Here is an 18363-nt window from a genome sequence, read left to right on the forward strand (position 1 = left end):
GATCCCTTTAACGCTGATCTAAATAAGAAAAAACGCGCCATAAGCGCGTTTTGATATTGGATAAATCGACTCGACTAGCGCCTACTTAGCACTAGTTTTAGCCAGTTTTTGCGCATCAGCCATATCTAAAGTGATATAAGCCGTTTCATCTAAAAATGCGTCTGGCAATTCGGCTTCGTCTTTAATGTCTTCCATTGATTTAACTGGTGCTAAACTATTGGCGACTCGGCGCTCGTTCGTTCTATCGAGGACTTTCTTCTCATCGGCTTCGCGGGAGGCAATGCGCTCACTTTCAACCAGAGAAACTGTCTTCTCTTTGTGGTGCTTTTTAAAGTCGGCAATATCTTGATTGATATAAGCAAACTCTACATTGCTTTTGATGCGGTTAAGGTGCTTGGCCTCAAGGCTAGTCACTAACTCAGGCGTCACATCATTGAGCGTGCCATATTGTGCCATTGGCACTTTATCCCAAGGCAATGCATTTTTCTCTTCAGCTTCGCCGTACTCACCTGGCTCTAACGCACTTGGGTAAGCAATGTTTGGTGTCACACCTTTAAGCTGAGTGCTGCCACCATTGATCCGATAAAACTTTTGAATTGTGTATTGCACATGACCAATTGGTTTTTCATACATGTCGTAGATACGGCCTAAGCTCTTATGCTGCTGCACTGTACCTTTACCAAAGCTAGATTCACCGACAATTAGCGCGCGGTCATAATCTTGCAATGCGGCAGCAAAAATCTCAGAGGCTGAAGCACTGTAACGGTCAACCATCACAGTCAACGGGCCCGCATAACTGGTTTTGCCATCGTTATCACGGTGCGCAGACACACGGCCATCAGCATCACGAATTTGCACCACAGGGCCCATATCGATAAAGAGTCCCGTCAGCAACACGGCTTCTGTTAATGCACCACCACCGTTACCTCTAAGGTCGATGACTATGCCTTCAACTTTGGCTTCGTTTAACTTCACTAGCTCTTTTTCAACGTCCTGTGACAGGTTCATGTAGAAACCAGGAATATGGATCACGCCGACTTTGCGATTAGCGTACTCGCCGTCTTTAGGTTCAATCACCTTAGAGGTTGCCGCTCTGTCTTCAAGACGAATTTTATCGCGTACTAAGGTAACGTCGAATGGCTTAGCATTCGAACCGCCTTTCTTCGGTAAAATTTGCAGTACGACTTTACTGCCCTTAGGCCCCTTTATCAGATCAACCACGTCGTCTAAACGCCAGCCGATCACATCAACAATTTCACCGCCTTCTTGACCGACGCCGACAATCTTGTCTTCCGGCGACAGTTTTTCGCTGCCAGCCGCAGGGCCGCCAGCAATTAAGCTTTTAATAACAGTGTAATCGTCTTCAAGTTGCAGTTGAGCACCAATCCCTTCAAGGCTTAAATTCATTTCCATTTGGAAACGTTCAGCATTGCGTGGTGACAGGTAACTCGTATGCGGCTCAATGCTGCGTGAGAAGGCATTCATCACGCCTTGGAACACGTCTTCACTGTTGGTTTGAGTCAAACGTTTGATGGCGTTGTTGTAACGCTTTTGCAGGATCTCAACAATCTCAGGCCATTTTTTACCTGTGAGTTTTAGATTTAGCGCATCGTATTTAACACGTTGACGCCATAACTCGTTGATCTCGGATTGATCTTTTGGCCATGCCGCATCGTCACGGTCGTACTCATAGGCATCGCCAGGGGCGGAGAAGTCCATCTCTTTATCCAGTAGGGATAAAGCATAGACAAAGCCTTCATAACGACGCTTTTGGACGATATCAAACATTTTATAGGCAGGCTCAAGTTCACCAGAACTGAGCATGTCATCGAATTGGGTAGCATAAGGTTTAAAACTATCGACATCCGCTTGGGTTAACACATTGCGGCGATAGTCTAACTGCTGTAGATAACGGTCAAAAATTTGCGTAGAAAAGGCATCATCAAGATTAAATCTATGATAGTGCGAACGAGTGTATAAGTCCGTTACCCTTTTGCTCGCGACCTTATGTTGCGCTTCCTGCTTGAGAGTGGGTAACTCGCTGATTTGAATCGTGGGTGGTACGGCCCAAGCCGAGAATCCGACAAAAACAGTGGCGATCGAGGTAGCCAAAGTGAGTTTTCGCATCAACAAGTTACTCCGTTTTAAAAAATGATTACAGCAGGATATGTTCTGCTCTAACTTTAATCGTTAGGCCACTATCAAGCTGAACATGAATATCTTCCTTGTTAATATCAGTAATCACACCGGCTACGGGTGTCATACCTAACTTAACATTGACGCGTTGTTTTTTCGTTAAATCAGTCAATTGTGCTTGGACATAATTTACGACTGGCGCTGCTTTAGGCGCAGGCTTAGCAGGACGCTCAGTTTTAGCACGTTGAGGAACAGCCACCTTTTTAGGTGCTTTCTTCGACGCAGGCTTAGGTGCGAGTGCTGCACGTTTCGCTTTCGCTTTATCCTGACTCTCTTTCAACATGGCTTGAGCATGGTCAATGTGCTCTTGCTCTAACTCGCCGCAAGGTTCGCCATCCAGATTAACGCGTTGTGCGCCCGCTTTAACGCACTTTAAATAGCGCCAGCTGCTGGTGTAACGTCTTAAGGCAACTCTGAGCTGAGTTTTACTGACTTTAGAATCATCAGCCAACCTTTCAGCCAAATCTTGAAACAATCCGATTTTTAATGGCTTAGTTTCACCTTCAGCAATAAAGCACAAAGGAAATGTTTCATACAAATACGCCAAAATTGCATTGGTGTCGGTCAACTTTTCTGTTGATTCCATCATTACTTCCACAGTCAAAAAGGGACATCGATTCGAGGTGATATATATCAACTTCTTACGTGTCGTTTATCTTCGTTAAACTCAATATTGAGTCAACGTACAAATTAGCATCCTAGCCGCGTTTACTAAAGTTAAAAAAAATATACCTTAACAAATTTTTACAGCTCAAAACACTAAGCTTATTCATTGCATGCCGATCAAACCAGCTTAATGCGTGCAGGCGCATATTATAAGGCGCACGCCACCGATTGCGACTATGAATTATGCGTTATTGTACGCAAATTAATCAAATAGGCAGTTTTCAAAACTTTTAACCAGTAATTCCAGCCCCTTTTGGTCTTCTTCATCGAAACGATCGAAGATTGGGCTGTCAATATCGAGCACGGCAACCACGTTACCTTGGGCACGAACTGGCACAACGATTTCAGAATTACTGGCAGAATCACAGGCAATATGGCCATCAAATTGATGAACATCGGCCACTCGCTGGGTTTGATTGGTGAATGCCGCCGTACCACACACGCCTTTTCCTAACGGAATGCGTGTACAAGCCACTTTACCTTGAAACGGGCCTAATACGAGTTGTTCGCCACGCATAACGTAGAATCCCACCCAGTTCAGATCAGTCAAATTATCATTGAGTAAGGCTGAAAAATTCGCCATTGCCGCAACAAGGTCGTATTCCCCTTCCAATAAGGCCAAGGCTTGACGGTTAAGTGACTCATAAAATTTCGATTTCATTACATTTCCTAACAATTTTATTCTGCTGCTTCGGTCTTTTTAGCCGCTTTTTTCGCAGCAGGTGGATTCGTTGGCGTACTATTAACCTGAACGACACCTTTAAGCAAGTTCGTCAGCTCATCTTTATTGTTAGCAAAATAGAATGCGAGCTTTTCGCCCACGCTTTCATCTATACCTAAATCAGCTTTTTGAATGAAGGGGATAAGGTTATCGGCGATATCGAGCATCTTATCGTAGGCATCAGCCTCCTTCTTAGATGTGAATGTCATCTTTTCAACCCCTTCTCTGACCACGACAAACTGTGTTATTACTGCCATGACTGCCCTCGCACTGTTTTTATATACAGTAACTAGAGTGACATAGATTGAACTTGTGATGCAAGTGTTCTGATTAATCTGATATTATTAGCGTACTTTCGTTGCCAAGATTATAAAGCGCTAGACTGTGCAGAACGGCTGATTAGCACTACACTTTGCACCGATCTCGCTGTTATTACTCCTATTTAGGCTAATATATATTTTTATATGCATGAAAACGCAGCAGAAAATTCAGTAATCCTTTGCCGTTCCTGCGATTTAGCAGTCCGCAAACGTGCCTTGCCAAGCGGTGTCAGAGCCCTTTGCCCCCGTTGCAGTACTGCACTTTATGACACTCCCTACTGCTCTGTAAATGGCATGCTCGCCCTATGTATCTCGGCACTAGTGTTTTATTTTCCAGCCAATTTTTTACCCGTACTAGAAATTCACTTTTTCGGCAGCATTCGCACCACCACGGTTTTTCAGGGCGCGTTTGCGGTATTTGACCAAGGTTATTGGGTCGTTGGTTTAGCCGTGCTTGCCGCCGCTGTGATTGGCCCAGGCTTATTACTGTTATCGATACTGACGCAGATTTTGATTGTGAAATGGGGACTGAGTCGTCTTTTTTGGCGTAACTCATTAAAGCAATTATTGAAGTTTCATGGGGTATTATCACAGCTCACTATGCTAGAAATTTATGTGATCAGCTTTTTGGTTTCATCGTTCCAGCTTTCTGATTTTTCCGATATTTATTTTGGTATGGGCACATTTTGCTTCACTATGTTGTTTCTCGTGACTTTGTTTCTGCAACGAGAGTACGACTTAGAGCACATGTGGACGTTATTGGAAGGTCATCGCTGATATGAAGCAACAAGGTAAAGATATCGGCCTGTGTCTGTGTAAGGTCTGCCGCCAGCTCAATAGTAGTGACCTCAGCCACTGCCAACGCTGTGAAGCCGAACTTCATGTAAGGGACTATTCTAGCCTGCAAAAAAGTTGGGCTTTGTTGATTACCGCTGCCATCTTACTGGTACCTGCCAACATTTACCCTATCACTATGCTGACCAACCAAGGGCAAGTACGGCACGACACGATTTTTTCGGGCATTTTGCATCTAGTGCATTCAGATATGTTGCCCATTGCCGTGATAGTGTTTACTGCCAGTATTTTAGTGCCATGGATTAAAATCATCGGCTTATCCATTTATCTGTGTGCGATCAGCTTTGATATTCCGATTTCAAAAAAAAAATTGATGGTGGGTTTTCACATCATCGAATGGATTGGTCGTTGGTCTATGCTCGATTTATTTGTCATCTCAATCACAGTGGCATTAGTGAATATGGGACAACTACTCGATGCTAAACCCGCGCCTGCCGCGACCGCATTTGCCTTGGTTATTCTGTTAACTCAGTTAGCCGCAAAAGTGTTAGACACTCGTTTACTCTGGGATCGATTGGAACCTCAAGATGACACAAATTGAATCGCCGAAAGTTGTAAAGAAAAAACTCTTTTCGCCCATTTGGCTACTGCCTATTGTCGCGTTGGCATTGGGGGCGTGGCTGGGCATCAAGAGCATTAAAGAATCGGGCGTTGAAATTCAAATTCACTTTCCGAGCGCCACTGGGATTGACGTAGGTAAAACTTTAGTCAAATACCAAGGCTTGACTGTCGGTAAAGTCAAAGACATTGGCATAGATGAAGATCTCAAGGGCGTAAACGTTAAAGTCATGATGGACTACCGTGCTAAGCCTTTCTTAAATAAAGAGACCCTCTTCTGGCTTGTCACCCCTAAGGCCAGCATCACAGGTGTTGAAGGCTTAGATGCACTGTTTTCGGGTAACTACATTGCGATTCAACCGGGTAAAGGTAATGCCTCGACCTTTTTTGAAGCAGAACGCCAACCACCGCCGATGCAAATCGGCTCAGAAGGTGTGATGATCGAATTGACCTCAGACAAACTCGGTTCGCTCGATGTTGGCTCGCCGATATTTTTCCGCCAAATTCCGGTTGGAAGCGTGGTCAGCTATCGTCTAGATGGTAATCAAAGGGTCATCATCAGCGCCTTTATTCAAGAGCAATACGCGCGATTAGTGAAGAAAAACTCTCACTTTTGGAATGTCTCCGGTGTTAAAATTGATGCTTCGCTGACTGGGGTTAAAGTCAGCTCTGAGAGTTTGGCCTCCATTCTGGCTGGCGGCGTGAGTTTCAGCTCTGACGATAACGCGGATATTGCCAAAAACGGCGACGTTTTTTCGCTTTATGATTCAGAAACCACAGCCCTTGGCGGCATAGAAATAAACCTGACCATGGCTGATGCTAACGGTGTCGACAAAGGCACTCGCATCGTTTATCGCGGCATCAATATCGGCAGCATTTTAAGCAAGCAACTCACCGCGAATGGCGTAATAGCCGTGGCTAAGTTTGAACCTCAATACGGTTCACTGTTAACTAACGACTGCGTGTTTTGGCTTGAAGGTGCCGATATTTCCCTCTCAGGCATTAAAAATCCAGAGCGTTTACTAACGGGCAGCGTGATCAACTTCCTGCCGGGTATTAATACTAAAACGGCGATGCCAAGCAGTTTTGCCTTACAAGCCAAAGCACCTGATTTACTGCAATCGAAGAAGCGTTTCTTGACCTTAACCTCAGCCGAAAACATGGGCATTTCAGCGGGCGCCGAAGTTCGCTTCAAGCAAATCCCCATTGGCTCAGTGCTTGCGGTTAAGTTAACCAAAGATTTATCGGCGGTGGAATACCAACTCGAGTTACAACCTGAGTTTGCTAGCCTAATTCGCAGTGACAGCTATTTTGTGCCTGAGTCAGCATTAACGGTAAACGCGTCGTTAGACGGTGTCTCAGTCAAAGCAAGGGACTTTACGACGCTCACTCAAGGTGCGGTTAGCTTGATCCAAGGCCACAGCGATACGCCACTCGCCGCCAACAGCACCCTCACCTTGTTTAGCTCAGTGGATGCTGCGACAGCCTTCTATGATCGTCAGCAGCAAGTGCATCTGACCTTAATCAGTCAAGATGGCGCCGATGTCAGCCAAGGCTCACCGATTTACTATAAAAAGATGCAAATTGGGACAGTTGACTCAGTGAACTGGCAAAGTAAGACCGAAGACTTTGCTATCAAGCTCGCTATCGACAAACAGTTCCAGCCCTTGCTGAAAAAGCCTCATGTGTTCTGGCGTAACAGCGCTGTCGATATCAGCGCCAGTCTTGCGGGTATTGATGTTGCGGTCGCGCCGCTTCAAGGAGCATTAAAGGGCAGCATCAGTCTGGGATTGCTTGATAGCAATGACAAAGCCAGCAATGCAGCTAACTTAAAACTCTATGAGAGCAAGCAGTTGGCATTAACTCAGGCGCAGGCGATTCGCCTCACCCTACCCGCCTCAAGCAAACTGGCGGCCAAGGCAGCGATTCGTTATCAAGGTCATCAAGTGGGTGAAGTGTCGCAGGTGAAGCTCAATGCCGATCTCAATACACTCACTGCAACGGCCTATCTCTACGGCGAATACGCCGAACATTTCAGCCGCAGCGACTGTGAATATCATCTAGTGGATGCGCAAATTTCTCTGGCGGGAATTAAAGCGCCAGAAACCTTGATCACTGGCCCTTATATCGGTGTACTGCCGGGTACAAGCAGTCAAAAAGCGACCCAGTTTGTTGCCAACCTCGCTGCCAGCAGTTATGCCAACGTTGACGAAGATGCGCTTAAATTCGTCTTAGAAGATAACAACTTAGGCTCGATGAAAGTCGGTACACCTATCTTCTTCCGTGGTATCAAAGTCGGTCAAATCGATGGTTATCACCTGTCGACACAGGGCAATAGCGTGCTGATGCAAGCCCATATTGAGCCGCAGTACAGTCACTTAGTGAATCAAAGCAGTCAGTTCTGGGATGCTTCTGGAATTAAAGTCGATGTTGGCCTCTTTTCAGGTGCGCAAATCGAAGCGGGCTCGCTGGAAACCTTACTCGCTGGCGGTATTAATGTCGCGACTAAGGACACGACTCAAGAGGTTAATCGTTTAGCAGCAGGAACAGTATTAAGATTGCAACACAAAGCCGAAAACGAATGGCAGGAATGGGCACCCGCCCAGTAATTCTTTTCTTCAAAATACTTACACCAACGCACTAATATTAAAGCTCTTAAAAGTCAATCAGGCGCATTATGCGCCTGATTTATTTTTAGCTTCCCTTGCAATTCTATTGAGACATTCTAGGTCGCTCAACACTCTAACCCCTTATCCATAAAACCAATAACAAACGGCAATCGCAGCGCTGATCCCTGCAAAATCCGCGGTTAACCCACAGGCTAAGGCGTGGCGGCCATGGCGAATACCCACAGAACCAAAATACACGGCGAGAACATAAAAAGTAGTTTCAGTGCTGCCCTGAAAAATCGCCGCTAATCGGCCAGCAAAAGAATCGACGCCGTGATGATCCATTGTCTCGAGCATCATGGCTCTGGCGCCTGAACCACTAAAAGGCTTCATCAGCGCGGTCGGCATAGCATCGACAAAACGCGTATCAAAACCCAATATCCGCACGCCACTGGCAATCAAGTGCAACAGATAATCCAAGGCGCCGGATGCGCGCAGTAAACCGATCGCTAATAGCATGGCGAGCAAATAAGGGATCAGTTGGATAGATTGGGCAAAACCCGCCTTCGCCCCTTCAATAAACTCATCATAAACCGCCACCTTACGGATGCCTGCAACAATGACGAAGGTAAACACTAATAACAATAAAATGCCGTTACCCATTGCCGTCGACACTGTGCCAATGGCTTCAGCACTTAAGGTCATCAGATAAAAACCACTCGCCACTAGGCCAGAGAGCATCAAGGCGCCATAACCGAGCACCACAGAGTTTAATAACGAAATCCGCTGCACTAACGCCACAACCAGTAAGCCCGCCAATGTCGAGGCCGAGGTTGCCAGTAAAATCGGCAGGAAAATATCCGCAGGCGCAGCTGCACCTTGCTGGGCACGGTAAAGGAATACTGTCACAGGCACTAAGGTCACAGAGGAAGTATTGAGCACTAAAAATAAGATTTGTGCATTAGTCGCCACGGTTTTTAGCGGATTTAAACTCTGCAAATCATGCATTGCCCTTAAACCAAGCGGCGTGGCGGCATTATCTAAACCGAAGATATTCGCCGTTAAATTCATCGTGATACTGCCAAAGGCGGGATGGCCCTTGGGCACTTCTGGCATCAAACGGCGCAGTAAGGGCTCAAACACAAAGGCGATAGCGCTGACCACTCCGGCCTTCTCGCCCACCTGCATTAACCCCATCCACAGGGAAAGTACACCAATCAGGCCAAGGGAAATTTCGGCGGCAAGCTTAGCGCTCGCAAATAATGCGGCGACCGAAGCCGATAGGACTTCTATGTGCCCATTGAACAGTTGCACCGCTATTGCTAGCAATGCCGTGATAAAAAAAGCTAACCACACGCGATTCAGCACGCTAATCCCCTTATTTTTATTTGTTTTTATTCTATTAGCTCATGACTACTGAGTGCTAGCTTTATGGCGACTCATTGCAATATTACGGTAATCGTCAGTGCATAAACCTCAAATCACCATAACGACTGAGGCACTTGGCATAAAATCTCAGACCCAATAAGGGATTATGATATACTCACGCCAGTTGATACACAGTCTATTTTCCTATGGTTCAATGAAATCAATGGTTCAATTAAATCAAAATTTTATCGATACAATCACCCAAGAACTCCCCGCCCATTTATCCATGGACGAGTTTATTGCCGCCTGCGACAGGCCGCTTAGACGTTCAATTCGGGTCAATACCTTAAAAATCAGCAGCGACGACTTTAAGACTCTGATGCAACCTAAGGGCTGGACGTTTGATCCTATTCCTTGGTGTGAAGACGGATTTTGGATCAGTTACGATGAAGAAGAACAACTCGGCAATGCCTTAGAGCACATTCAGGGCTTATTCTACATTCAAGAAGCCAGCTCTATGTTGCCGCCGACCGCACTTTTTACGCCTAGTGCATTTACGACTAGTGCAAAGTGGCAGTACGTACTCGATCTCGCCTCTGCGCCGGGTTCAAAAACCACGCAAATGGCCGCATTGATGCAAAACCAAGGTTTATTGGTGGCGAATGAGTATTCGGCGAGCCGCGTGAAAGTATTGCACGCCAATGTGCTGCGCATGGGCGCGAGCCACTGCGCTCTCACCCATTTCGATGGCCGCGTGTTTGGCGAATACCTGTATGAAAGTTTCGATGCCGTGCTCATTGATGCGCCCTGTGGCGGCGAAGGCACAGTGCGTAAAGACGCCGATGCGCTAAAGCACTGGAGCCTTGACGATGTGTTGGCGATTAGCGAAACCCAAAAAGCCTTAATCGAATCGGCGTTTCTCGCCCTGAAACCCGGCGGCAGTTTGGTCTACTCGACCTGCACCTTAAACCGTCTCGAAAACCAAGGCGTGTGCGAGTATTTAAAACAAGTCTACGGCGATGCCGTGCAATTTGAATCCTTAAGTGATTTATTTGATGGCGCTGAGCGAGCCACGACTGCCGAAGGCTTCTTGCATGTCTGGCCGCAGATTTACGACAGTGAAGGTTTCTTTGTCGCTAAATTGACAAAAACTGCCTCTGTGCCGCGGTTACAGCCTGAGCCTAAACTGCAGAAAAACTTCCCCTTCACGACCGCATCAGCGAAACAAGCCCAAGGGATCAAAGACTATTTTCAGCAGGATTTAGGCATCAGCTTACCAGACGAACTCATCATGGTTCGCGATGATGAATTCTGGCTATTTCCACATGAATTCAACGCTTTTATCGGCCGTATGCGCTTTCAGCGTATTGGCATTAAACTCGCCGATAACAGTAAGCACGGTTTTAAAGTCCGCCATGAAGCGATTATTGCTTTAGCGGGAAAACAACTTAGCCCAACGGCAAAAACGGTCGATGTGAGCGATGTTGAAGCCAAAGAGTATTTGATGGGGCGAGATATTCCCTTCGCGACCGCAGGCAAAGCCCAAGGTGAAGTGATCGTCTGTTATGGCGGCGCGCCGTTAGGCATGGCGAAACATTTAGGCAATAAGTTAAAAAACAACCTGCCCAGAGACTTAGTGAAAGATAAAGTGTTATTGCTACCAGAACAGACAAAATCGTTATAGTTCTGCTGTTTTTTAGCGATAAATAACCTAAAAAAGGGGGAAGGTGAACGCGACTCTAGGGCAAAAGCTCGACTACAATGAGTCTATTGCAAAGCGCACTGCATGGCGCTTTCACCTGTAGCGCACGGCTCTTCAACGAGCCATTCCCCTAGGCCCAAACAGCTTTCATCGTTTTGGGCCTTTTTTTATGCCTGCACGCTAACAATCACGCAATCGCATAATCTGGATCAAAGCACTTAAAACTAACGGCCGACTAAACGCGCCGCATCTTTGAATAAATTAAAGAAGTTATTGCTGGTGTACTCAGCAAGATCCTCGTAGCGCTCACCTCTAAGCTCGGCCACAAACTCAGCCACATCGCGCACATAGGCGGGCTGGTTTTCTTGTCCACGGTGTGGAATAGGCGCCAAATAAGGCGAGTCAGTTTCAACCAGCAGGCGATCATGTGGCACTTTACGGATAACAGTGCGAAGTTCACCGGCATTTTTAAAGGTGACTATGCCTGATACTGAAATGTAAAAGCCAAGGTCAATCGCCGCTTTCGCCATTTCCCAGTTCTCGGTAAAGCAATGCAGTACGCCGCCGACTTTATCCGCGTTGCCCTGCTTAAGCATAGTGATCGTGTCTTCACGTGCATCACGGGTATGGACAATCAAAGGTTTATTCACTTCGACCGCAAGGGCGATCTGCTGCTCAAAACATTGTTGTTGCAGCAATTTAGTTTCGTCGGCATAAAAATAATCTAGGCCAGTTTCACCAATCGCGACCACTTTAGGATCGGTGGCAAAGCGGCGGATTTGCTCAACATCAAGCCCTTCTTTAACGTCTAATGGATGCACGCCCGATGATAAAAATACCTGATCGAAGGCTGCAACTTTATCTCGCATCGATTCAAATCCCTGCTGGCGCACGTTGACGCATAGCATATAGTCCACGCCACGGGCTTTCGCGCTGGCCAGAATATGTTCGAGGGTTTGTTGATCAGGCGCCGCTTTAAGGCGATCGAGATGGCAGTGTGAATCAATAAGCACAGGGATTTCCAAGCTGAATAACAAAAGGACGACAAGGATACCCAGCCAAGGGATCGAGGTCAAATTCCGCGGAGGTAAAGAGTCAGTTTAGAGTGCGGGCCAATGTTAAAACTAGAACAGTTAAGCGAGAGTAACGCTTACATAGTGCAGGTTAGATCGCCGGAGGCAAGTTCGCGGGACAGTAATTTTTCGATGTGGTGTTTATGACTATCGGGCTCAGAAACAATTTTAATGCCAATGCCTACAGGACGGCCGCCCGAAGCACCTAAGGGATTGATCCATACCACGACACCGCGAAATTCATTCGTTATGGTCGCGCCCGGTAAGCGATACGCAATCGTCAGCGGCTGGCCAAGGTAATGCCCTTCACTGGTGGCAATGAATAATCCTGCCGGCTTAATAAAAGGCATATAGGCACGATATAGCTGATGTAAGGTATCAAAATTAACGACGAGATCTACCATGGCATATTACTTATTTGTTATCTCTCTATATTCTAAGACATAACTTTGACACAAGGCCAGATAATTGACGCTCGGCATTGTACTTAAGCTATGACACATTCCCATGATCTTGGCCGCCAAGTTCCCGAGCTGCGCATGGATAAACGCATCTTGATGGCTATTTTTCAGTAACACCTGTCGTATAAGCAGGTATAAAACCTTAAGAACATCAATTATTTGTTGTTCACTTATAGTTAACAAACTAGCACACAGATGACCAGACGACAAACTTTGGGCCCAATCTTTGCGAAACTGTAGCAAGGATTGATAACGGCTCTGTTGACTACCTTCAGACTGCAAGCTCTCTGCCAACTTTAGCGGTCCACCCACCACACTCAAGCACCAAGTGACATCCTCTTGGATATTACATTGCTGCGCTAACCAGTTTTTAATGATCTCTCGGCTTGGCACTACGAAGGGAATGCGTTGACAGCGGCTGCTAACCGTCGCCATTAGACGTGCAGGCGTATCCGACTGCAATATCAGTAAAGTGTCTTTACCCGGCTCCTCAAGGGTTTTAAGGAGTGCGTTGGCGGCAGCGGAGTTAAGCCGCTCGCTATGATGAATAATCGCCACTCGCATACCGCTTTGCTGGGCAGTCGCCGTCAGACGCGTGCAAAGCTCACGAATTTGATCGACTTTAATTTGATTGCCATCGGCAGCAATATGGTAAAAATCGGGATGATTTCCCGCATCAAAGAGCTGACAAGACTTACAAAAACCGCAGGCCCCCGCTGAAGTTGGCTGCAAACACATGGCCGCACGCGCCATAAATACGCTCAGCAGCTCACCACCATAGGCAGAATCAATGCCGACAAGCTGTGCATGGGGCATTTTTTGCCGCGTGAGTTGCGCTAAAAATGCCTGTCTTGGCCCTTCGAGCCAAGGCAATTGCGCAGCTGTAAACCCAGACTCAACTACCATGCCATCGCCTGTAGCACGGCTAAGATATCTTTATGCACTTCGGCCATGGTTTGACTCGCATCGATAACCACTATGCTGTCATCTTCGCTGGCAAGTTTAAGGTAAGTCGCGCGAGCCCGTTCAAAGAAACCAATCGCTTGTTGCTCGATTCTATCAAGCTCACCGCGTTTAGCTGCGCGGGTTAGCCCAAGCTTAGGATCTAAATCTAAGTATAAGGTGAGATCGGGTTTAAAGCCTTTAAGGGTGGCAGTGCTCACCGCTTCCACTAACGGCATTAAGCCCCTGCCACCACCTTGATAGGCCAGTGACGATAAATTGTGCCTGTCACCCAATACCCATTGACCCTGCGCAAGCGCGGGCTTAATGACATTGGCAACCAATTGAGCTCTGGCGGCATAGATGAGTAAACACTCGGCCTCGTCACACAGGGGATCGGTCGCATCGGCAATTTTGACCAAATCACGGATACGTTCAGCCAGTGGCGTGCCACCCGGCTCGCGGGTGCAGATCGGCGCTTTACCCGTATGTTTCTCAATAAAGTCGCGAATAAGGTTAATCGCACTCGACTTACCCGCGCCTTCTAAACCTTCAATAACGATAAATTTTGCAAAAACTGACATTGGATTTTCTTTCTCTGCATTTTTACTTTGGTGATTTTTCTGGCGTCGCCGGTTTTTTCTTACGCTGATACACATCTACAGCTTGGTTGTGTGCTTCAAGTGTGCTTGAAAACACATGGGTGCCATCATTGCGTGACACAAAATAGAGATAACTCACACTGGCAGGTTTAGACACGGCCATCAGTGAGGCTTTACTCGGTGCTGCAATCGGCGTTGGCGGTAATCCAAAAATACGGTAAGTGTTAAAAGGTGTCTCTTCGACTAAATCTTTACGGGTGATATTGCCCTTATAGCGTTCACCCATGCCATAAATCACCGTCGGGTCGGTTTGCAGACGCATGCCTTGATTAAGACGATTAACAAATACCCCAGCGATTTGGTCACGCTCATGGGCTTGGCCGGTTTCCTTCTCGACTATCGATGCCAAGATCAGCATTTCATAGGGGGATTTTAACGGCAAATTTGGCGACCGTTCTGCCCACGCTTTGGCAAGCTCTTGCTCCATCATCTTATAGCTTTGAGTCAGCAGGACTTTAACATCCGCCTCAGCAGTATAATGATAGGTGTCGGGGAAGAATTTACCCTCTGGCAAACCTGAATCATCGCCCTGCGCCATCAATACCGCGGCAAACACCTCTGGTGACATCTGTAAATGCGGCGCACTGGCAAGTTGTTGTTCCCATTCAACGATGGTTTTGCCTTCAACTAAGGTTAAACTGAAGGTTTTCACTTTTCCGGCAATCAAATCATTCAGCAAATCGGTAATGGTTTGTGAAGGTGAGATTTCGTAAAGGCCCGAGCGGATCTTAGCAAGCTCAGGGCGGAACTTAAGTAACCACTTGAGTTTCCACGTGTCTTGAATCACACCATCGTCGGCAAGTTGCTGAGCAAGCTGGTTAACGCTGGTACCGCGTTCAACGGTCAGCTCTTTAGGCTCGCTGAGACTCAGCGGTGTTTGACTGTATTCGATGACGGTTTGATAGCCCCAAAAGGCGCCCAAACAGACTAATGTCAGCAAGGTCAACAGGGTTGAACTGGCGATAAGAATGAGTTTTTTCATAGGGTGAGTGAAAGTGTCTGTCTAAGTTGCGCGGTAATCGGAGCACGGCTGAACTTGAGCGAGTCTATCGCCAGCACATCCACAATTCCTAAAACGCTGTTAGTGATAAACGCTGAGTCAAATTCAATTAAACGCTCGGCGCCAACGGGCAAACATTCGATATTCATGTTCTGTTCAAGCAAGGCTATCATAACCTGTTCGCGCATCACACCCGCCACGCCGCACTGGGCTAATGAAGGGGTTATAACGCGATTGCCTTTGATAAAAAACACATTCGCCATCGAAGATTCAATCACATTGTCTTCGATATCGTTAACTAACCAGTCATCAAACCCCTGAGGTAAAGGGTGGGATTTTATTAAGACTTGTTCGAGTCGATTTAAATGCTTCATCCCAGCCAACAAGGGCTGCAAACCCAATCGTATCGACGAGGTTTTAAGGCAAATGCCCGCTTGCTGCCACTTTGCATAATAGCTTGGGATAGCATGAACTGAGACGATTTCGGTAGGATTAACCGTTTCTGGTGGTGTGTAACCACGGCCACCGACACCACGGGAAACGATTAACTTAATGCAATGATGTGGATATTCAATGGCTAAGGCATGAAGCTGCTGTTGCAGTGCTTCACTCATTTGCCATTGAAACCCAAGCCTTGCGGCGCCTGCGGTTAAACGAGCTTGATGGGCGTTGAAAAACAAAATACCCTCAGCGCCTGTCCGCATAGTCGCAAACAGGCCATCACCGTAGGCAAGCCCTCGATCGGAAGGGTCGACACTCGCCTGCGATGCGCCATTCACCCAAAACACTTGTGTTAGTCCTGACTGATACGGCTGGCGACCGCTTCTTGCTGATCTTTATACTTGGCACTTTTACGGGTGTTATAAGGACGTGCAACCGCATGATTGAGGCGTTCAAAGTTAAGCGCGCCTATGGTCATACGTGGACGCAGGGCCAAAGGTAACTTGCCGCTGTTATAGAACTCGAGCACGATTTTACCCTGCCAACCCGGATCGATACGGTGCGCCGTCACGTGCACCATCAGGCCTAAACGCGCCAATGATGAACGACCATCGAGCCAACCGACGATATCGGCGGGCAGCGTCACGCTCTCGTAAGTCACCGCCAAGGCCAATTCGCCAGGATGCAGGAAAAACGCTTCGCCATCAGGGATTTCGATAATTTCACTCATCACCCGATCAAGCGCAGCTTGCATCTCGACGCTTGGGCCACTCAAGTCGATATAAGGCGCAGTATGATCTTTAAAGACGCGAAACTGTCCACCTAAGCGCACATCAACACTGACGCCTGAAATAGCTTCTATGCCTGGGCGAGGTTCTATTACGATAGTGCCGTTATCAAGGGCCTGTTCAATTTCGATATCGGTTAAGCGCATCTTGCCTATTACTCCTTGAGTTTTTATGTCGTTATTTTGCCAGTAAATGTTGGATACGAGTTTTTAAAATATCGGTCGCAATACGATTCTTACCGCCACGGGGAACGATAATATCGGCGTATTGTTTCGACGGTTCGATAAACTGTAAGAACATAGGACGCACGGTTTTCTTGTACTGAGAAATCACAGATTCCATCGTACGACCGCGTTCCGCCACATCACGGGTTAGGCGACGTAGGAAACAAATGTCCAGCGGTGTGTCCATAAACACACTCGCGTCCATCAGCGCACGTAATTTAGGATCGGTCAGCAGTAAGATACCTTCTAAAATGATCACCTTTTTCGGTGTCATCGTCAGGGTTTCTGCTATACGAGTGTGTTCTGTGTAGCTATAACAAGGGATATCAACAGCTTCGCCAGACTTCAGCAACTGTAAATGGGTGCACAACAGTTGATGGTCCAACGCTTTTGGATGATCGTAATTCGTTAATACCCGTTCATCCATGGATAAATGACTCTGATCGCGATAGTACGCGTCTTCATTAATTACCCCAATTTGATCTGTGCCTAAATCGCGGCGTAATTCGTCAAAAATCGTTTTGGCAATTAAACTTTTGCCCGATGCTGACGCGCCAGCAATTGCAATAATGACACACTGCTGAGAATTCATACCCTTAAACCTTACTCGTCATCTGAAACACTAATAGAAACTGTTTTCTGGCTTTGCTTTAAAGCCAATTCTGCGCCCACTTTACGGGCAATTTCCCGATAAAGTGCGGCTACTTCACTGTCTGGATCGGCAACGACGGTCGGTGCACCGTTATCCATGGCTTCACGGATATTGATGTGCAGCGGCAAGGCGCCTAACAGTGGAACTTGATAACGCTCGGCGATTTTACTGCCACCGTGTGTTCCAAATGGATGTTCCTTATGGCCACACTCGGGACATAAATGGAAACTCATGTTTTCGACGATACCCAGCACAGGAATGTTCACTTTCTGGAACATATTGATGCCCTTCTTGGCATCCGCCAGCGCGATATCCTGCGGCGTAGTCACGATAACAGCACCACTCACCGGCACTTTTTGCGACAGAGTTAATTGAATATCACCCGTACCCGGCGGCATATCGACGACTAAATAATCCAGCTCTGGCCATTGGGTTTCATTGAGTAGTTGCGCTAACGCGCCCGCTGCCATTGGGCCGCGCCACACGGCCGCTTCATCACCGCTGAGCATAAACCCAATCGATTGCGCAGCAATACCATGGGCACTGGCGGCGGTCATGTGTTTGCCATCGGGGGAAAGCGGTCTGAAATTAGGAATACCTAGCATCATAGGCACTGACGGGCCGTAAATATCCGCATCAAGAATACCCACCTGCGCGCCTTCAGCCGCGAGGGCCAAAGCTAAGTTCACCGCTGTGGTTGACTTACCCACGCCGCCCTTACCTGAGGCTACGGCAATCACTTGCTTCACATTGGCAATCGGTGCGATAGAAGATAACGCTGAGTAGGCTTTAGGTTGAAAATCGATTTCACATTCGACTTCATCAATAGCATCGAGCACCGCTAACTTATTCGTCAGCGCCATAACAGTGTCGCGATACTGAGTCATACAAGGGTATGGATAGACTAAGCCAAGCTGCAAACGCTTACCTTCCAACGCCAGTTTATTTACGCATCCTGCGCTCACTAACCCTTTCGCGAGATATGGGTCAATAAATGAATCGAGAATAGCCAGAACTGGCCCGAGAAGATCGTCATTTAGACGATAATCAGTTTGAGTTGAAGACAAAAGAATTACCCCCACCAATAAATTTGCCCAAGTGTACCAGATAATGCAGAAAACATTA

At 47.1% G+C, this 18363-nt stretch carries 18 protein-coding genes; 4 read left to right on the plus strand and 14 right to left on the minus strand.

Annotation, left to right across the window (positions count from 1 at the left end):
• Positions 1 to 81 precede the first annotated feature (81 nt).
• From prc to Q4Q50_RS12675, 4 genes are all read right to left on the minus strand, one after another.
• Positions 82 to 2127 (minus strand): carboxy terminal-processing peptidase, encoded by a 2046-nt coding sequence (prc, locus tag Q4Q50_RS12660; RefSeq protein WP_311899587.1) that lies wholly within the window; start codon positions 2125 to 2127, stop codon positions 82 to 84.
• A gap of 28 nt (positions 2128 to 2155) precedes the next feature.
• Positions 2156 to 2782 carry an RNA chaperone ProQ gene (gene proQ / locus Q4Q50_RS12665; protein WP_311899589.1) on the minus strand — a complete coding sequence of 209 codons (627 nt, stop codon included), beginning with the start codon at positions 2780 to 2782 and terminating at the stop codon, positions 2156 to 2158.
• Positions 2783 to 3064: 282 nt separating this feature from the next.
• Positions 3065 to 3523: a free L-methionine (R)-S-oxide reductase MsrC gene (gene msrC, locus Q4Q50_RS12670; RefSeq protein ID WP_311899590.1), complete on the minus strand. Its 459-nt coding sequence runs from the start codon at positions 3521 to 3523 to the stop codon at positions 3065 to 3067.
• A gap of 17 nt (positions 3524 to 3540) precedes the next feature.
• Positions 3541 to 3840: a YebG family protein gene (locus tag Q4Q50_RS12675; protein WP_006081913.1), complete on the minus strand. Its 300-nt coding sequence runs from the start codon at positions 3838 to 3840 to the stop codon at positions 3541 to 3543.
• 207 nt (positions 3841 to 4047) lie between these two features.
• Here Q4Q50_RS12675 and Q4Q50_RS12680 point away from each other — a divergent pair, with 207 nt between their 5' ends.
• Genes Q4Q50_RS12680 through Q4Q50_RS12690 form a run of 3 tightly spaced genes read left to right on the plus strand, consistent with a single transcriptional unit; the run spans position 4048 to position 7925 of the window.
• Positions 4048 to 4680: a paraquat-inducible protein A gene (locus Q4Q50_RS12680; protein WP_006081914.1), complete on the plus strand. Its 633-nt coding sequence runs from the start codon at positions 4048 to 4050 to the stop codon at positions 4678 to 4680.
• Between the two features lies 1 nt (position 4681).
• Positions 4682 to 5299: a paraquat-inducible protein A gene (locus tag Q4Q50_RS12685; RefSeq protein WP_311899593.1), complete on the plus strand. Its 618-nt coding sequence runs from the start codon at positions 4682 to 4684 to the stop codon at positions 5297 to 5299.
• A complete protein-coding gene (locus Q4Q50_RS12690) occupies positions 5286 to 7925 on the plus strand; it encodes a PqiB family protein (protein WP_311899594.1) in 2640 nt (879 codons plus the stop codon). The genes Q4Q50_RS12685 and Q4Q50_RS12690 overlap by 14 nt, the downstream gene beginning before the upstream one ends.
• 141 nt (positions 7926 to 8066) lie before the next feature.
• Here the strand turns inward: Q4Q50_RS12690 and Q4Q50_RS12695 are convergent, their stop codons facing one another.
• The gene (locus Q4Q50_RS12695) at positions 8067 to 9293 is read right to left on the minus strand and encodes a spore maturation protein (RefSeq protein ID WP_259528833.1); all 1227 of its coding nucleotides are present in this window, start codon (positions 9291 to 9293) and stop codon (positions 8067 to 8069) included.
• A 223-nt stretch (positions 9294 to 9516) separates the two neighbouring features.
• On the opposite strand from Q4Q50_RS12695, the gene rsmF reads away from it, so the two are divergent.
• Positions 9517 to 10977, plus strand: coding sequence for a 16S rRNA (cytosine(1407)-C(5))-methyltransferase RsmF (gene rsmF / locus Q4Q50_RS12700; protein ID WP_311899595.1), 1461 nt, complete (start codon positions 9517 to 9519; stop codon positions 10975 to 10977).
• A gap of 242 nt (positions 10978 to 11219) precedes the next feature.
• Here rsmF and Q4Q50_RS12705 read toward each other — a convergent pair whose 3' ends face one another.
• The 9 genes from Q4Q50_RS12705 to apbC all read right to left on the minus strand — a co-directional run bounded on the left by Q4Q50_RS12705 (position 11220) and on the right by apbC (position 18305).
• A complete protein-coding gene (locus tag Q4Q50_RS12705; protein ID WP_311899597.1) occupies positions 11220 to 12008 on the minus strand; it encodes a TatD family hydrolase in 789 nt (262 codons plus the stop codon).
• Positions 12009 to 12145: 137 nt separating this feature from the next.
• Complete coding sequence (locus Q4Q50_RS12710) at positions 12146 to 12472, minus strand: PilZ domain-containing protein (RefSeq protein WP_006081920.1); 327 nt, start codon at positions 12470 to 12472, stop codon at positions 12146 to 12148.
• 6 nt (positions 12473 to 12478) lie between these two features.
• The gene (holB, locus tag Q4Q50_RS12715; RefSeq protein WP_311899598.1) at positions 12479 to 13435 is read right to left on the minus strand and encodes a DNA polymerase III subunit delta'; all 957 of its coding nucleotides are present in this window, start codon (positions 13433 to 13435) and stop codon (positions 12479 to 12481) included.
• On the minus strand, positions 13429 to 14055 hold the full coding sequence (gene tmk, locus Q4Q50_RS12720; RefSeq protein WP_311899599.1) for a dTMP kinase: 627 nt from the start codon (positions 14053 to 14055) through the stop codon (positions 13429 to 13431). The genes holB and tmk overlap by 7 nt, the downstream gene beginning before the upstream one ends.
• Before the next feature lie 22 nt (positions 14056 to 14077).
• Positions 14078 to 15115, minus strand: coding sequence for an endolytic transglycosylase MltG (gene mltG, locus Q4Q50_RS12725; protein WP_259514201.1), 1038 nt, complete (start codon positions 15113 to 15115; stop codon positions 14078 to 14080).
• On the minus strand, positions 15112 to 15921 hold the full coding sequence (pabC, locus tag Q4Q50_RS12730; protein ID WP_311899602.1) for an aminodeoxychorismate lyase: 810 nt from the start codon (positions 15919 to 15921) through the stop codon (positions 15112 to 15114). The genes mltG and pabC overlap by 4 nt, the downstream gene beginning before the upstream one ends.
• Before the next feature lie 5 nt (positions 15922 to 15926).
• Positions 15927 to 16508, minus strand: a complete 582-nt coding sequence (dcd, locus tag Q4Q50_RS12735; protein ID WP_006081925.1) for a dCTP deaminase — start codon at positions 16506 to 16508, stop codon at positions 15927 to 15929.
• Positions 16509 to 16539: 31 nt separating this feature from the next.
• Positions 16540 to 17178, minus strand: coding sequence for a uridine kinase (udk, locus tag Q4Q50_RS12740; protein ID WP_006081926.1), 639 nt, complete (start codon positions 17176 to 17178; stop codon positions 16540 to 16542).
• Positions 17179 to 17189: 11 nt separating this feature from the next.
• Positions 17190 to 18305 carry an iron-sulfur cluster carrier protein ApbC gene (apbC, locus tag Q4Q50_RS12745; RefSeq protein ID WP_012089389.1) on the minus strand — a complete coding sequence of 372 codons (1116 nt, stop codon included), beginning with the start codon at positions 18303 to 18305 and terminating at the stop codon, positions 17190 to 17192.
• Positions 18306 to 18363: the final 58 nt, after the last annotated feature.

Source organism: Shewanella scandinavica (assembly GCF_031932065.1).
In the GTDB taxonomy this organism is placed as follows: Bacteria; Pseudomonadota; Gammaproteobacteria; order Enterobacterales; family Shewanellaceae; genus Shewanella; species Shewanella baltica.

Coding starts and splice junctions, on each gene's coding strand:
- prc (WP_311899587.1), bottom strand. CDS start 2,127: ATGCGAAAACTCACTTTGGCTACCTCGATCGCCACTGTTTTTGTCGGA.
- proQ (WP_311899589.1), bottom strand. CDS start 2,782: ATGGAATCAACAGAAAAGTTGACCGACACCAATGCAATTTTGGCGTAT.
- msrC (WP_311899590.1), bottom strand. CDS start 3,523: ATGAAATCGAAATTTTATGAGTCACTTAACCGTCAAGCCTTGGCCTTA.
- Q4Q50_RS12675 (WP_006081913.1), bottom strand. CDS start 3,840: ATGGCAGTAATAACACAGTTTGTCGTGGTCAGAGAAGGGGTTGAAAAG.
- Q4Q50_RS12680 (WP_006081914.1), top strand. CDS start 4,048: ATGCATGAAAACGCAGCAGAAAATTCAGTAATCCTTTGCCGTTCCTGC.
- Q4Q50_RS12685 (WP_311899593.1), top strand. CDS start 4,682: ATGAAGCAACAAGGTAAAGATATCGGCCTGTGTCTGTGTAAGGTCTGC.
- Q4Q50_RS12690 (WP_311899594.1), top strand. CDS start 5,286: ATGACACAAATTGAATCGCCGAAAGTTGTAAAGAAAAAACTCTTTTCG.
- rsmF (WP_311899595.1), top strand. CDS start 9,517: ATGGTTCAATTAAATCAAAATTTTATCGATACAATCACCCAAGAACTC.
- Q4Q50_RS12710 (WP_006081920.1), bottom strand. CDS start 12,472: ATGGTAGATCTCGTCGTTAATTTTGATACCTTACATCAGCTATATCGT.
- holB (WP_311899598.1), bottom strand. CDS start 13,435: ATGGTAGTTGAGTCTGGGTTTACAGCTGCGCAATTGCCTTGGCTCGAA.
- tmk (WP_311899599.1), bottom strand. CDS start 14,055: ATGTCAGTTTTTGCAAAATTTATCGTTATTGAAGGTTTAGAAGGCGCG.
- mltG (WP_259514201.1), bottom strand. CDS start 15,115: ATGAAAAAACTCATTCTTATCGCCAGTTCAACCCTGTTGACCTTGCTG.
- dcd (WP_006081925.1), bottom strand. CDS start 16,508: ATGCGCTTAACCGATATCGAAATTGAACAGGCCCTTGATAACGGCACT.
- udk (WP_006081926.1), bottom strand. CDS start 17,178: ATGAATTCTCAGCAGTGTGTCATTATTGCAATTGCTGGCGCGTCAGCA.